The sequence below is a fragment of the Zobellella sp. An-6 genome, assembly GCF_052487945.1.
Genome location: NZ_CP199259.1, coordinates 1,083,022 through 1,095,947, shown reverse-complemented (window position 1 = coordinate 1,095,947; position 12,926 = coordinate 1,083,022). Strand labels below are relative to the sequence as shown.

14 protein-coding genes are annotated in these 12,926 nt (G+C 66.9%); all 14 read right to left on the bottom strand.

Features of this window, described 5'->3' with window-relative positions; translation table 11 throughout:
- A complete protein-coding gene (locus tag ACT7DK_RS05000; protein WP_445396924.1) occupies window positions 1-1,467 on the bottom strand; it encodes an aldehyde dehydrogenase in 1,467 nt (488 codons plus the stop codon).
- Window positions 1,468-1,478: 11 nt separating this feature from the next.
- Window positions 1,479-2,270: an aspartate dehydrogenase gene (locus ACT7DK_RS04995; RefSeq protein WP_106728979.1), complete on the bottom strand. Its 792-nt coding sequence runs from the start codon at window positions 2,268-2,270 to the stop codon at window positions 1,479-1,481.
- Between the two features lie 8 nt (window positions 2,271-2,278).
- Window positions 2,279-3,073, bottom strand: coding sequence for an SDR family oxidoreductase (locus ACT7DK_RS04990; RefSeq protein ID WP_106728980.1), 795 nt, complete (start codon window positions 3,071-3,073; stop codon window positions 2,279-2,281).
- Window positions 3,070-3,918, bottom strand: coding sequence for an alpha/beta fold hydrolase (locus ACT7DK_RS04985; protein ID WP_445396922.1), 849 nt, complete (start codon window positions 3,916-3,918; stop codon window positions 3,070-3,072). Before ACT7DK_RS04985 ends, ACT7DK_RS04990 begins: the two co-directional genes overlap by 4 nt.
- 2 nt (window positions 3,919-3,920) lie before the next feature.
- A complete protein-coding gene (locus ACT7DK_RS04980) occupies window positions 3,921-4,442 on the bottom strand; it encodes a cupin domain-containing protein (RefSeq protein ID WP_445396920.1) in 522 nt (173 codons plus the stop codon).
- Between the two features lie 88 nt (window positions 4,443-4,530).
- Window positions 4,531-5,787, bottom strand: a complete 1,257-nt coding sequence (locus ACT7DK_RS04975) for an MFS transporter (RefSeq protein WP_445396918.1) — start codon at window positions 5,785-5,787, stop codon at window positions 4,531-4,533.
- A 22-nt stretch (window positions 5,788-5,809) separates the two neighbouring features.
- Window positions 5,810-7,030, bottom strand: coding sequence for an NAD(P)/FAD-dependent oxidoreductase (locus ACT7DK_RS04970; RefSeq protein ID WP_445396916.1), 1,221 nt, complete (start codon window positions 7,028-7,030; stop codon window positions 5,810-5,812).
- A 3-nt stretch (window positions 7,031-7,033) separates the two neighbouring features.
- Window positions 7,034-7,966: a VOC family protein gene (locus ACT7DK_RS04965; RefSeq protein WP_445396914.1), complete on the bottom strand. Its 933-nt coding sequence runs from the start codon at window positions 7,964-7,966 to the stop codon at window positions 7,034-7,036.
- A 30-nt stretch (window positions 7,967-7,996) separates the two neighbouring features.
- Window positions 7,997-8,755, bottom strand: coding sequence for an SDR family oxidoreductase (locus ACT7DK_RS04960; RefSeq protein WP_445396912.1), 759 nt, complete (start codon window positions 8,753-8,755; stop codon window positions 7,997-7,999).
- Complete coding sequence (locus ACT7DK_RS04955; protein ID WP_445396910.1) at window positions 8,748-9,782, bottom strand: Rieske 2Fe-2S domain-containing protein; 1,035 nt, start codon at window positions 9,780-9,782, stop codon at window positions 8,748-8,750. Before ACT7DK_RS04955 ends, ACT7DK_RS04960 begins: the two co-directional genes overlap by 8 nt.
- A gap of 32 nt (window positions 9,783-9,814) precedes the next feature.
- Window positions 9,815-10,114 (bottom strand): recombinase-like helix-turn-helix domain-containing protein, encoded by a 300-nt coding sequence (locus ACT7DK_RS04950; RefSeq protein ID WP_445396908.1) that lies wholly within the window; start codon window positions 10,112-10,114, stop codon window positions 9,815-9,817.
- Between the two features lie 14 nt (window positions 10,115-10,128).
- A complete protein-coding gene (locus ACT7DK_RS04945; RefSeq protein ID WP_445396906.1) occupies window positions 10,129-10,437 on the bottom strand; it encodes a non-heme iron oxygenase ferredoxin subunit in 309 nt (102 codons plus the stop codon).
- Window positions 10,438-10,874: 437 nt separating this feature from the next.
- A complete protein-coding gene (locus ACT7DK_RS04940; RefSeq protein ID WP_445396904.1) occupies window positions 10,875-11,663 on the bottom strand; it encodes an IclR family transcriptional regulator in 789 nt (262 codons plus the stop codon).
- Window positions 11,664-11,881: 218 nt separating this feature from the next.
- Window positions 11,882-12,745, bottom strand: coding sequence for a sugar phosphate isomerase/epimerase family protein (locus ACT7DK_RS04935; RefSeq protein WP_445396902.1), 864 nt, complete (start codon window positions 12,743-12,745; stop codon window positions 11,882-11,884).
- Between the last annotated feature and the right edge of the window lie 181 nt (window positions 12,746-12,926).

Here is a 12,926-nt window from a genome sequence, read left to right as displayed (position 1 = left end):
TTAGCAGCACCAGGGGTTGGGTTGGTCACTCAGGCCCACGTAGATGCTCTTCTGCTGCATGTAGGCGAGCACGCCCTGGCGGCCTTTTTCCCGGCCGAGGCCGCTTTCCTTGAAACCGCCGAAGGGGGCGGAAACCGAAAATTTCTTGTAGGTATTGATCCAGACGGTGCCGGTCTCGAGCCGGCGTGCCAGGCGCCAGGCCCGGCGGAAGTCCTCGCTCCAGATGCCGGCGGCCAGGCCGAACACGCTGTCGTTGGCCTCGGCCACCAGCTGGTCTTCGTCGTCGAAGCTCATCACCACCAGCACCGGGCCGAAGATTTCCTCCTGGCACACCCGGGTGCTGTTGGTCAGGCCGGCGATGATGGTGGGCGGATAGAAGCAGCCTCCGGCCAGCTCGCCCTCGGTCAGCCGTTCGCCGCCGCACAGCACCCGGCCGCCCTCGGCCCTGGCCAGGGCCACGTAGTCGGCCACCGACCGGAGGTGGGCCTCGTTGATGAGCGGCCCCATGTGGATGCCGGGTCGCTCCGGATGGCCGACCCGCAGCTCCCGGGTCAGGCCCAGCAGCCGGGTGAGGAAGCGCTCGTAGAGGCTGCTGTGCACGAACAGCCGGGAGCCGGCGATGCAGGCCTGGCCGGCGGAGCTGAAGATGCCGTAGACCACGCCCTTGGCGGCCAGCTCGAGATCCGCGTCCTCCAGCACTATGGTGGGCGACTTGCCGCCCAGCTCCAGCGAGGTGGGGATCAGCTTGTCCGCCGCCACGTGGGCCAGGCGGCGGCCGGTGTTGGTGCCGCCGGTGAAGGAGATCTTGCGCACCAGGGGGTGGCGGGCCAGGGCCTCGCCCACCACCGAGCCGCGGCCGGGCAGTATGCTCAGCAGCCCCTTGGGCAGGCCGGCCTCCTCGAACAGCTTGGCCAGCTCCAGCGCCGCCAGCGGGGTCGCATCGGCGGGCTTGAGCAGCACGGCGTTGCCGCCGGCCAGGGCCGGGGCGATCTTCTGCATCTCGCTGGCGATGGGCGAGTTCCAGGGGGTGATGGCGGCCACCACACCGATCGGTTCATGCACGCTCAGGGTCATGAAATCCGGGGCTCGCGGGGTATTGAGCTGTTCGTCCAGGGTCTCGCAGGCGGCGGCGAAGTAGCGGGCGGTGCCGGCGGCGCTGGCCACCAGGGCCCGGGTTTCCGCCAGCGGCTTGCCGTTGTCCCGGGTCTGCAGGGCGGCCAGCTGTTCGCTGCGCTGTTCGATCAGATCCGCCACCCGGTACAGCACGGCGGCGCGCTGGTGCGGCAGGGCCTGCCGCCAGGACGGATGGCGCCAGGCGCGCTCGGCAGCCTGCACCGCCTCTTCCACGTCCTCGACGCTGGCGGTGCTTATCTCGGCGTTGACGCTGCCGTCCGCCGGGAAATGGCTGATGCTCACCGGGCCCCGGCCCTGGCGCCATTCGCCGCCGATAAAAATGGGTCTAACCATGACATGACTCCTTAAATAACCAGGGGATCCGTGCACTGACGGCAGGCGCGCACCACGCTCAGCGCCGCCAGGGTGGAGGTTTTGGGATTGGCGGCCAGCGGCAGGCCGCTCAGGGCGATGTCCAGCTCGCCGAAGCGACCGCTGGCCCGGATCCGGTGCTGGTTGCGCCGGCTGTCCGGATCCACCACCAGTTCGACCCGGGTGTGGTCCATGCCGAGCCCGGCCAGGGCGATGGTGGCCGCCACGTTGGCATTGGCCGGGAACAGCCGCGCCGCCTCCCGCGCCGTGCCGCTGAAGAACACCGTCGGCTCGGTGACGCCGTCCAGATCCACCAGGGTTTCCGCCGGGCTGCCGCGCCAGCTCTGGGGGCTCTTGCGGCCCTGGTAGGTGACCGACTCCAGCCCCCCTTCCCGGGCGGCGGCCAGGCCATCGATGCCGGCGATGGCCCCGGCCAGGGCCAGGATGCGGCCCCCGCCCTGGCCGGCGGCCAGGCGCAGATCCCGCGCCAGGGCCTCGTCGGCCAGGGCGCCGACCGAGATCAGCCCCAGGGTCCAGCCCCGGGCCAGCACGGCGCTGCCGTGCTCGCGCACCGCCGCCTGGCCGGCGCACTCCACCACCAGATCCGGGGTGGCGGCACAGTCCTCTACCCGGCTCAGCACGGTCACCGCCGGGCCCAGTTCGGCCTGCGCCTCGGCCACCCGGGCCGCCGGCACCAGCAGCCATTTCAGGCTCAGCTCCGCCGGCAGCAGCGCCAGCACTTCCCGCGCCATGGCGCCGAACCCGATCATCATCAGCTGTTTCATCGCCCCTCCTACAGGTGCTTGTTGAAGCCGCCGGACACGTCCAGGGCGGCGCCGGTGGTATAGGACGCCAGCGGCGAGGCCAGGAACACCAGGGCCCGGGCCGGCTCTTCCGGCTTGCCCAGCCGGCCCATGGGGATGCCCCGGCGCTCGGCGATGGCCCCGGTCCAGCCGTCCCAGTCCTGGTCCCGGTCGCCGCGCTCGGCGAAACGGCGGCGCCACTGATCCGACTCCACCATGCCGAGCAGGATGGAGTTGACCCGGATGCCCCGGGCGGAAAACTCGTGGGCCAGGGAGTGGGTCAAGTTGAGCAGCGCCGCCCGCGCCGCCGAGGTGGCGATCATGTGCGGCTCCGGCTGCAGCGCCAGCAGCGAGTTGACGTTGGTGATGGACGGGCAGTCCGAGCGCTCCAGCTGGGGCAGGAAGGCGCGGATCGGGTGGAGCACGCTGAAGGTCTTGAGCCGGGTCTCGGCGATCCAGTCTTCATCCTCGGTCTGCTCGAAGTTCGACACCCGGCCCTGGCCGGCGTTGTTGATCAGCAGGTCGGCTCCGCCGAAGCGGGCCTCCACCGCGGCGGCGAAGGCGGCCACCTCGGCCTTGTCCAGCACGTTGCAGGGCCGGGTCAGGCACTCGGCCCCGGGAAAGGCGGCGCGCATCTCTTCCAGGGAGGCGGCCAGCCGCTCGGGGTTGCGGCCGCACCAGGCCACCCGGGCGCCTTCCGCCAGCAGCAGCCGGACCGTCTCCAGCCCGATGCCGGACGAACCGCCGGTGACCACCGCCACCTTGCCTTGCAGCTTGAAACTCATGCTTGTACTCCTCGATTCGGTAAGGCCCCGGCCAGGCGGCGCAATGCCCGCCCGAAGGCGTCGGGCTGGTCGATATAACTGGCGTGGCCCGCCCCGGCCAGGGGTTCGATGCCGGTCCCGGGGTGCCCGGCGGCCAGCGCCAGGACTCCGGCGGGCGGGGTGATCACGTCTTCCTCGCCGTAGATAACGCCGATGGGCGCGGGATAGTCCGCCAGGTAATCGCGGATATCGTCATGGGCCAGCAGGTAGGAAGCGGCTTCGAAGCCGTCCAGGGTCAGCCCCATCATGCCGTGGGCCACCAGATCCAGCTGGTCCTGGCCGGCATGCTGGGACAAGAGCACCGGCCCGCGCGCCGCCGCCAGCCCCTGGTGGCCCAGTTTGCGCAGCATGTCCGGGCGCTTGCGGTACACCTGCTCGCGGGTGTCGGCATCGGCCCGGCCGTAGCCCTGGGCCGGGTTGGCCAGCACCAGGCCGCGCACCCCGTCCGGATGGCGGCTGGCGTAGGCGGCGCCGATCATCGCCCCCAGGGAGTGGCCCAGCAGCAGCGGCCGCTCCAGCTCCAGCGCCACCACCAGTTCGTGCAGCGCGGCGGCGTAGTCCAGGGCCGACGGGGTGGCGGTCGCCAGGGGCGCGCTCTGGCCATAGCCCGGGGCGTCCCAGGCGACCAGGGTGAACTCCCGGGCCAGTGGTTCCAGCTGGCAGACCCAGGAGCCGGAGCCCGAGCTGATGCCGTGCAGCAGCACCAGGGCCGGGCCCCGGCCGGCGCTGCGGTAGGCCTGCCGGCGGCCGCCGAGGTCGAGGTAGCGCAGCGGAAAGCGGGACAGGCTGTTGACCAGGGCGCTCATGGTCAGGCCCGCTTGATCTTGGACAGGGGATGATCTTCCGGATAGGTCGGAATGGTCGGCTTGTTGGCCCCCAGCATCACGCACATCAGGGCGTCTTCCTCGCCGTGGTTGAACAGGCCGCGGTAGATGCCGGGCGGGATGGAGATCAGATCCCGCTCGCTCAGCCGGGTTTCGAACTTCTCCCCTTCATGCTCCACGAACAGGGTGATGGCGCCGCGCAGCATGAAGAACACTTCCTCCACGTCGTGGTGCACGTGCAGCGGGCCTTCGCACTGGGCCGGCAACACCATGGTGGAGAAGGTGAAGTGCTCGGAGGGCACGGTATTGCCGTCGTTCTGCACCCCGGTGGCGCCGGTGCCCATGTAGCGCATCTGGGCGCGGCGGTACTTGGGATCGTAATCGGCCTGGAACTTCAGGGCGTCGAAATCGTAACGACGGGTGCTGAAGCGGGCGATGCGGCTGTCCAGCCATTCTCCCAGGCTCTTGTCGACGGGCTTGTTCCAGGTATCGAATTTCGCGTTCATCTCATTTCCTCTCTCGGTGGTGTTACGCCGTCCGCGGGCAAGGGGAGCCCCTTCCGCGCCGGCGGAATCAAGCAGACAGTGGGTTGAATCAGTATTTTTTGACCAGGGGCACCAGCACCAGGGAGCCGATCACCGCCACCCAGACCAGGAACAGCAGCCCCAGGTTGAAGTCGCCGGTGCGGGTCACGATGTAGCCCATCAATACCGGGGCGGCGGCGCCGGCGAAGTTGCCGAAGCCGTTGAAGATGCCGCCGGCGGTGGCGCTCACCTCGGCCGGGGTGATGCGCGCCAGCAGAGCGAATACCGACGACACCCCGAAGCCCCAGCTCATGGCGCTGACCGACATGGCGAGGATGGCCGGCACCGCCGCCTCCAGCTGCAGCACCAGGTAGAGGGACAGGCCGGCGATCAGCAGGCCGCCGAACACCTGGGCCGCGCGCTTGCCGGTCTTGTCCGACAGGAAGGCGCCGGCGATCTCCCCCGCCAGCATGGCGATGAAGGGCAGCGACGACAGGGCGCCGAAGGACTCGAGATCCACTCCCTTTTCCTCGATCAGGTAACTCGGCAGCCAGCCGTTCAGGCCCCAGAGGTAGGTGAGCAGGGCGACATTGAACAGGCACAGGGCCCAGAATGCCGGGGTGGTGAACAGCAGCCGGCTGTTGCGCATGTGCTGCCGCCAGCTCACCCGCTTACGGGGGCCGGACAGCTGCGCCTCGGCGCGAAGCTGCACCCCCTTGAGCCCGAAATACACCACCGCCAGGGTCACCAGGGTCAGCGCCGCCATCACGAAGAAGGTCATCTGCCAGCCGTACAGGTTGAGGATAAAGGCGGTGATGGGGAAACCGAGCGCGGCGCCGATGGGGGTGCCGAGCAGGAACATGGTGCTGGCCCGGGCCTGCTGGCCGGCGCTGTAGCACTGCTTGACGATGCTGTAGGCCAGGGCGAACAGCGGGCCTTCGGCGATGCCGAGCAGCACCCGCAACGCCAGCAGCTGTTCGTAGCTGGTGGCCAGGCCCATCAGCGCCATCAGCACGCCCCAGGAAGCCACGCTCACCAGCAGGCAGGTACGCGGATTGATGAGATCGCCGACAACGCTCAGAAAGATGGAGGAAAAGCCGTAGGCCAGCAGGAAGCTGGTCATCAGCCAGCCGAGCCGGGTCTTGTCGGTGCCGATGCCCATGGCGTCCTGGAAGACCGGGTCCGAGAACAGCACGGCGATGCTGATCTTGTCGAAAAAGGCCAGCACCACGCACACCATCAGCACGAGGGAGATGGACCATTGCTTGATCAGGCTCGACGGCACCGGCATCTTGGCAGTCCCGATGGTTTCTTTCAGCGTTTCCATACTTATAACCCTTTATTCGGTTTTACGGTTTCAGCGCCATCAGGTTGACGGCGGGATCGGCCAGCTGCTCGGCGGGCAGCACGGTGCCGGCCCGGAGCCAGCGCTTGCCGAGCTTGACCAGCCTGGCGTCGTTGACCGCAATCATCGACTGCAGCCGATCGTCCTGATCCAGGTAGATGAAGGCCTGCTGCCGGTCGCCGACCTGCCGCCGCACCAGGCGACTGTCGCCGTTGGCGGGAATGCCCAGGATCTGGATGTTGCAGTCGTATTGATCCGACCAGATCCAGGGCTCGTCCCGGTAGGGGCTGTCCTCGCCGAGCATGGCTTTCGCCGCCGAGATGGCCTGGTTCTGGGCATTGGCCCAGGACTGGATGCAAAAGCCCAGCCCGGGATGGATGGCCACGTCGCCGGCGGCGTAGATGTCCGGATCCGAGGTCCGCCCCTGCTCGTCGACCACCAGCCCCTGGGCCACTGCCAGGCCGGCGTCGCGGCCCAGTTCGGTGGCGATCTCGGCGCCCGCCCCCACCACTACCGCATCGGCCTCCAGCAGTTGCTGTCCGTCCCGGAGCAGGCGCAGGGTACCCTGGTCGGTGGTCACCAGCTCGAGGAGGCCGCAGTCCAGCTCCACCTCGACACCCTGCTCCCGATGCAGCTCCCGCAGGAAGTCGGACACCTCGGGCCGCACGCTGCGGGCACAGAGCCGCTCGCCCAGTTCGAACAGGCTCACCGCCACCCCTTTGGTCCGGGCGGTGGCGGCCACTTCCAGGCCGATCCAGCCGCCGCCGAGAATGGCCAGGCGCTTGCCCGGCGCCAGCCGCTCGCCCAGGCGGGCCGCATCCTCGGGGGTGCGCAGGGTGAACACATGGGGCAGGCTCAGCCATTCCCGCACCGGCACCCGGGCGCGGCTGCCGGTGGCCAGCAGCAGCTTGTCGTAGGCCAGCTCGGTGCCGTTGTCGAGGGTCACCACATGGCCCCGGGGGTCGATGGCGGTGGCCCGGGCCGGCTTGTGCCAGTCGATGTTCATGGCGTCGATGGCCTCGTCCGGGAACAGCTGCAACGCCGCCGGGGCCATGTCGCCGGCCAGCACCTGCTTGGACAGGGGTGGCCGCTCATAAAAAACCCGCTCTTCGTCGGACACCACTGACAACATGCCCCCATAACCCTGTTGCCTTAAGGTATGGGCGGCCCAGGCTCCGGCCTGGCCTGCGCCGATAATGACGATGCGGGAAATCGCTTGGTTCATGGTTCAGCCCCCCTGTTTGACCTGGCGCCGGGTGTGGCCGTCCAGGCCGCCCTCGATCGCCCACTCGGTAAAGAGTTCCAGCCGGTGCTCCATGGTGCGGGGCTGCCAGGCGGGAGTGAGGTAGTCGTCGTTGGTGTAGTACTCGAAGGCACCACCCAGGGGGCTGTTCACGTACCAGAAATAGGCGGAAGAAATGGGGTGACGGCCCGGGCCGATAAAGGTGGACCAGCCCTTGCGGTTCATCGCCATGCCGGCGCCGATCACCTCGTGGATATCGCGCACGGTAAAGGCCACGTGGTTGAGCCCGGCGGGCTTGCCCGGCACGTGCAGCAGGAAGAGGTCGTGGTGGTGGCCTTCGGCGGCACAGCGCATGAAGGCGCCCTTGCCCTCATAGCAGTCGGACAGGTGGAAGCCGAGCCGGTCCCGGTAGAAGGCCTCGGTCCTGGCCAGGTCGGGGGTGAAGAACACCACGTGGCCCACGCCGATGGGCTCGCCCCGCTCGTACACCGGGCTGGCCTCGTCCACCCGGCGGATGTCGCCGTGCTGGTTGATGGCGGCCACCCGCAGCACGACCGGTTGCACGGCGCTCGGCCGGAAACGCAGGGTCATGCCGTTGGGATCCCGGCAGCTCAGGCCCCCGGCATCGCGGGCCAGGCCCTCGACCCCGGCCAGGCGCTGGGCCAGCTGCTCCAGGCAGGCGGCGCTTTCGACACCCCAGACCACTTCACGCAGGGTGGAGCCGGGCTCGAAGGCGGCCGGCAGCCGGGCGTCGTCGATGTCGAACAGGTAGAGCCGGCTCTGGTTCAGGGTGAGGAACAAATCCGCCCCCGGGATATCGCTCTCGCCACGGCTCAGGCCGAAGTCGGCGAGGAAGCTGGCGGCTTTCTGTCTGTCGTCCACCCCGAATTTCAGGGCTTCAATTCCGGTAATTTTCATGGTCACAGTCTCTCTTGTTGGGCACCCGGGTCAGTTGAAGACGAAGCCGCCGTTGACCGGCAGGTTCTGGCCGGTGACGAAGGACGACAGATCCGACAGCAGGTAGAGCACGGCGCCGTTGACGTCCTCCGGCAACTGGGGCCGGTGGATGGCGCGGCCGTCCACGTACTGGTCGTGGCGGGCCCGGGGCACGTATTCGGTGGCTTCCACCAGGGTCAGCCCCGGGCTGACGGCGTTGACGCAGATGCCGTGTTCGCCGAGTTCCCGGGCCATGGAGCGGGTCATCGCCAGCAGGGCGCCCTTGCTGGCCACGTAGGCCAGCAGCCTGGGCGCGCCCCACAGCGCGGTGTCGGAGGCGATGTTGACCACCTTGCCCGCGCCCGCCGCCTTGAGGTAGGGCACCGCCGCCCGGGTCATCAGCCAGCTGCCGCGCACATTGACGGTCATCACCCGATCCCACACCTCGATATCCAGCTCGGTCATGTCGACGCCGCCGATGCCGGTGGCGATGGCGCCGCAGTTGACCAGGCCGTCCAGGCCGCCGAGCAGGCCGGCGGCGTCCCGGGCGCAGGCCTCGATGGAAGCCGGATCAGCCAGATCCAGCGCCAGGCCGTGGACGATGTGCCCCTCGGCGGCCAGGGCCCTGGCCTCCGCCATCACCTGCCCGGCGAGGATGTCGGCCATGGCCACCTCGGCGCCGGCGGCGGTGGCGGCGCGGGCGAAGTCCAGCCCCAGGCCCCGGGCGGCTCCGGTGATCAGCAGCTTCTTGCCCTGCAGCAACTTATGCATGACTCTCGGCCTCTTGCCTGGCCGCCAGCCGCGCCAGCTGCTGTTCGGCGGTTTTCTTCATCAGCCGGCGCAGGCGCGACAGGCCCACATCGTGCTGGTAGAGGAACTCGTGGTCGCGGGCGTCGGGCGCCATCTGCTCGAGGATGACGCGGTCCTGCTCCAGCACGTCCCAGTGCAGCTGCTCCAGGTGGTTGCGGTAGAGGAAACGCCACACGTCGCGCTGCCAGCCGCTGACCTTGCGCGCCCGCCAGAAGAACACCCGGGTGTGGTGCTCGTCCACCGGGGTGGCCAGGCCGACGATCCAGAATTCGCCGCCCGGGCCGAACTGCCGGCGGTAGGGAATGGACAGGCGCAGCCAGAAGGCGCCGCTGCTGCCGAACTCGACCCAGTCGAAGTTGACCCCGGTCTGGCCGACCTTTTCGAAGATGAAGCCGTGCTCGGTGTTGCGGGCGCGCATGTCGGCGCTCTTGTCCCCTTCCGCCATGGAGTGGGAGGTGCAGTGCAGGTAGCTGCCGTGCATGGGATCCATGACGTTGTCGATGGCGTAGCGGTAGTTCACCGCCCAGTCCGCCTGGCACAGGAAGCTGCTCCACTCCTCGCTTTCGAGCTGCTCGGGCAGCACCAGATCGGCGGGCTCGGCGTCCGGATCCAGGCCGAACCAGAGGAAGATGGCGCCGTGCTTTTCGATCACCGGGTAGGAGCGCAGGCACTTGCTGCCGGTCATGGGGCAGGCGCTCACCGCCGGCACCTCGGCGACCACGCCATCACCCTTCACTTCCACCCCGTGGTACCAGCAGGCCACCCGGTCGCCCAGGTTCCAGCCCAGGGACAGCCGCGCCCCCCGGTGCGGGCAGCGATCTTCCAGGGCGCTGACCTTGCCCTCGGTGTCGCGCCACAGCACGATGTTTTCGCCCAGGCGGGTAATGCCGACCGGGCTGTTGCCCACTTCCCAGCTGGCCACCACCGGATACCACAGATCCTTGAGGCCCAAATCCAGATGGCGTTCTACTGCAAGCTGTTGATTCATCGTGTTCTCCTAGATTCCCCGTGGTGCGCCGCTCAGTAACCGAGGCGGGCCATTTCGTCCTGAAAATTGGCGAGGGTCCAGGCCTCGCCGGCTTCGTTGCGCAGCCCGCGCCGGTTGAGGGCGGCCACCAGCTCGTCCAGCTCGGCGATGCCCTCGGCGAAGGCGCTTTCCAGCTGGCTGACCAGCGCCTGCTCGTAGCGGGTGGGCTCGCGGTAGCGGTTCTGCCACACCAGGTTGCGGGTTTTGCCCGGGATCTGGATGTTGTTCAGGCCGGCCTCGGTGGCGGGCTCGTTCTTCAGCCAGGCGGCCAGTTTGGGATTGAAGTTGTCCATGGTGCTGTTCCTTGTCATGCCATGTTCAGCAGTACGTCGTCGCCGTCGACCCGTACCTCATAGATGTGCAGGTCGCGACAGCCGGGGCCGCTCTGCAGCTTGCCGGTGGGGATATCGAAGATGGCCTCGTGCAGCGGGCACTCGACGGTACGGCCTTCGATAAACCCCTCGGTGAGCAGGGCATAGGCGTGGGGGCAGATGTCCTCGATGGCGTGCAGCCGCCCCTCGATCCTGAACACCCCTATCTCCTTGTCGCCTACCTTGACGGCCAGCGGGCTCTCATCGGAGATGTCGCCCAGCTTGCAAATGGAAACCCAGTTCATGGCTTGGTCGCTCCTTTGTTTTATATACAAAACAGTAATTCGTATTTAAAACAAAGATTAGATCCTTTCATTGACCCCTGTCAATACAAGGTTTCTTTGTTGTTAAATTTTTTGAGGGGGTTGGGCGGCGATTTTATGACCAAAAGTTATTAGCAACGGGAGCCGGCCATAAAAAAACGCCATGCGGTCGCATGGCGTTGGCGGCTGACAAGCCGCTGGATTTCTCTGTGGCCAGTCCCGTCACTCCCGCCCCTGTCCCGTCACTCCCGCGAAGGCGGGAGTCCAGCACAAGCGGTCATGGATCTCCGCCTCCGCGGAGATGACGACGGTTACACCGCGGTGATAAGGGGAAATATCCGGCGAAGAAACGGGTGACGGACGTTGCTATCAGGCAGAAACGCCATGCGCTGGGCATGGCGTTGTCGCGCCTCGAGGGCTCAGGGATGGGCGTTGTTGAGGCTCAGGGTGCGGGACAGGCTCTGGGCGGCGGCGATGACCGCATCCCGGATGCGGCCTTCGAACTCTGCCCGGGCGATGCCGCCCAGCGGGCAGCTGACCGACACCGAGGCGATCATGCTGCTGTCGCTCTGCCGGTAGATGGGCGCGGCGCAGGCGGCCATGGCCGGGTTGAAGTAGCCCCAACTGACCAGGGCCGGCTGCCCGCGTACCTCACGGATGCGCGCCAGCAGCGCCTCCAGGCTGGTGGGCGTGCCCTCGGTGAAGGTTTCCCACCGGTAGTCCCGGTACAGTTCGGTGATGGCCTCGTCGGACAGGTCGGAAAGCAGCAACTGGCCGGTAACGGTGGCGTGGGCCGGCCAGCGGGTGCCGACCCCCACCGTGCTGGTGAAGGGGCCCGTGGCCTGGTAGCGATCCACGAACACGATATCGGTGCCCTGGCGGATCACCAGGTGGCAGGCGATGGTGGTTTCATCCCGCAGCCGCTGCATGATGGGGCGCGACGGCTCCAGCAGATCCAGCCCCGACAGGTAGGTGAAGCCCAGATCCAGCACCTTGGAGTTCAGGGTGTAACGGCGGGAGTTGTCTTCCTTGTGCAGAAACCCGCAATGCTCCAGGGTATAGGCGATACGAAAGGCGCTGGAGCGGTTGACCCCGATAATCTCGGCCAGCTCGGACACGCTCAGATCCCGCTTTTGGTCGCTGAACGCCTGCAATGCCTCCAGCCCCCGTACCAGCCCGGGGACTATGTATCTGTCATCGGTTTCCATAGGTTCCTCTGTGCCCGACATTTGTTGCTTTATAAAGGCAAAATTTGAGCATGGCCCCGGGCTTTCGTCAACGCCCGGCTAAGGGGAGGCCAGCGGCGGCGCCCCCCCCCCCCCCAAAAAAAAGCGCCCCCATCAGGGGGCGGCGTAAAGGGCAAGGCTATAGTCTTTGGTTGGTGTTGTGACTGTTGTTATTGTCTTTCCTCCGGTCCGGGCCTTCTTCAGAGCCGAAGGCCTTCGCGGATCGATTTCAGGGTCAACTCGTTGGACCACTCGGGCCGATCGGGATAGGCGAACACCGCGTTGGTGACGATGCCGTCGAACTTGATCTCCCTGAGCTTGCGGTACAGGGCGTCGAAGTCCACCTCGCCCTCGCCCGGATTGAGATGCTGGTGAATGGTCACGTCCGCGTCCGGCGGGTTGATGATGTAGCGCAGGCCGAAGCCGGCCTTGTGGTTGAAGGTGTCGGCGATCAGCACATGGGCCAGCAGATCGCCGGCTTCCTCAATGTGTTTGACCACGTCGCCGATGCCGTCGTCGTAATAGAAGGCGTGGGGTACCGAATAGACCAGCTTGATCCAGTCCTTGTCCAGGGCGCGGATCATGCGCACCGCTTCGATGTTCCGCTCGATAAAGTCGTGGGGATGGGACTGCAGGTTGAGCTTGATGCTCTCGCGCTCGAACAGCGGCATCAGCTCTTCCATCGAGCGGACGAAGGCGTCCTCGCTGGCCTGGGGCTTGCGCTTGTTGCCGCTGAACTCGGAGTTCATCAGATCCACCCCCAGTTCGGCGGTGATCTCGATGCAGCGCTTCCAGTTGCGCACGGCGGCCTGGCGCTCTTCCTCCACCGGGGAGGACCACTGCTGCACCGGCAGCACCGAAGAGATCCTGACGCCGGCGTCGGCACAATACTTCTTCAGACTCTTGATCAGCTGCCGGTCGACCTTGGGATACTCGTAGAACCAGATGAAATCCTTGCGCGGAGACAGCTCCACCCATTCGTATCCCAGCCGGGCCACGGTGTCGATGGTCTCCTTCAGGCCGGTGTTGTCACGATAGTGCGACGGGTCATATACCAAACGCATAACTCTACTCCCTTGACTCAGCAGTCCAAACAGCGGCGGATCCCGGTGGCGGGAACCGGCTCCTAATGATCATTGCTACTGCGGGCGGCAGGCGGCCAAGGCGCCGCACCGGCACACGATTGAAATGAATATTCCACACATCGCCAAATGTTGAAATATTGATTCCAATAAAAGTTCTCAA

Bases quoted from the DNA above. Each gene is read 5' to 3' on its own strand.
- ACT7DK_RS04990 (WP_106728980.1), bottom strand. From the start codon at position 3,073: ATGAGTTTCAAGCTGCAAGGCAAGGTGGCGGTGGTCACCGGCGGTTCG.
- ACT7DK_RS04945 (WP_445396906.1), bottom strand. From the start codon at position 10,437: ATGAACTGGGTTTCCATTTGCAAGCTGGGCGACATCTCCGATGAGAGC.
- ACT7DK_RS04940 (WP_445396904.1), bottom strand. From the start codon at position 11,663: ATGGAAACCGATGACAGATACATAGTCCCCGGGCTGGTACGGGGGCTG.
- ACT7DK_RS04985 (WP_445396922.1), bottom strand. From the start codon at position 3,918: ATGAGCGCCCTGGTCAACAGCCTGTCCCGCTTTCCGCTGCGCTACCTC.
- ACT7DK_RS04935 (WP_445396902.1), bottom strand. From the start codon at position 12,745: ATGCGTTTGGTATATGACCCGTCGCACTATCGTGACAACACCGGCCTG.
- ACT7DK_RS04960 (WP_445396912.1), bottom strand. From the start codon at position 8,755: ATGCATAAGTTGCTGCAGGGCAAGAAGCTGCTGATCACCGGAGCCGCC.
- ACT7DK_RS04955 (WP_445396910.1), bottom strand. From the start codon at position 9,782: ATGAATCAACAGCTTGCAGTAGAACGCCATCTGGATTTGGGCCTCAAG.
- ACT7DK_RS04975 (WP_445396918.1), bottom strand. From the start codon at position 5,787: ATGGAAACGCTGAAAGAAACCATCGGGACTGCCAAGATGCCGGTGCCG.
- ACT7DK_RS04970 (WP_445396916.1), bottom strand. From the start codon at position 7,030: ATGAACCAAGCGATTTCCCGCATCGTCATTATCGGCGCAGGCCAGGCC.
- ACT7DK_RS04995 (WP_106728979.1), bottom strand. From the start codon at position 2,270: ATGAAACAGCTGATGATGATCGGGTTCGGCGCCATGGCGCGGGAAGTG.
- ACT7DK_RS05000 (WP_445396924.1), bottom strand. From the start codon at position 1,467: ATGGTTAGACCCATTTTTATCGGCGGCGAATGGCGCCAGGGCCGGGGC.
- ACT7DK_RS04980 (WP_445396920.1), bottom strand. From the start codon at position 4,442: ATGAACGCGAAATTCGATACCTGGAACAAGCCCGTCGACAAGAGCCTG.
- ACT7DK_RS04965 (WP_445396914.1), bottom strand. From the start codon at position 7,966: ATGAAAATTACCGGAATTGAAGCCCTGAAATTCGGGGTGGACGACAGA.
- ACT7DK_RS04950 (WP_445396908.1), bottom strand. From the start codon at position 10,114: ATGGACAACTTCAATCCCAAACTGGCCGCCTGGCTGAAGAACGAGCCC.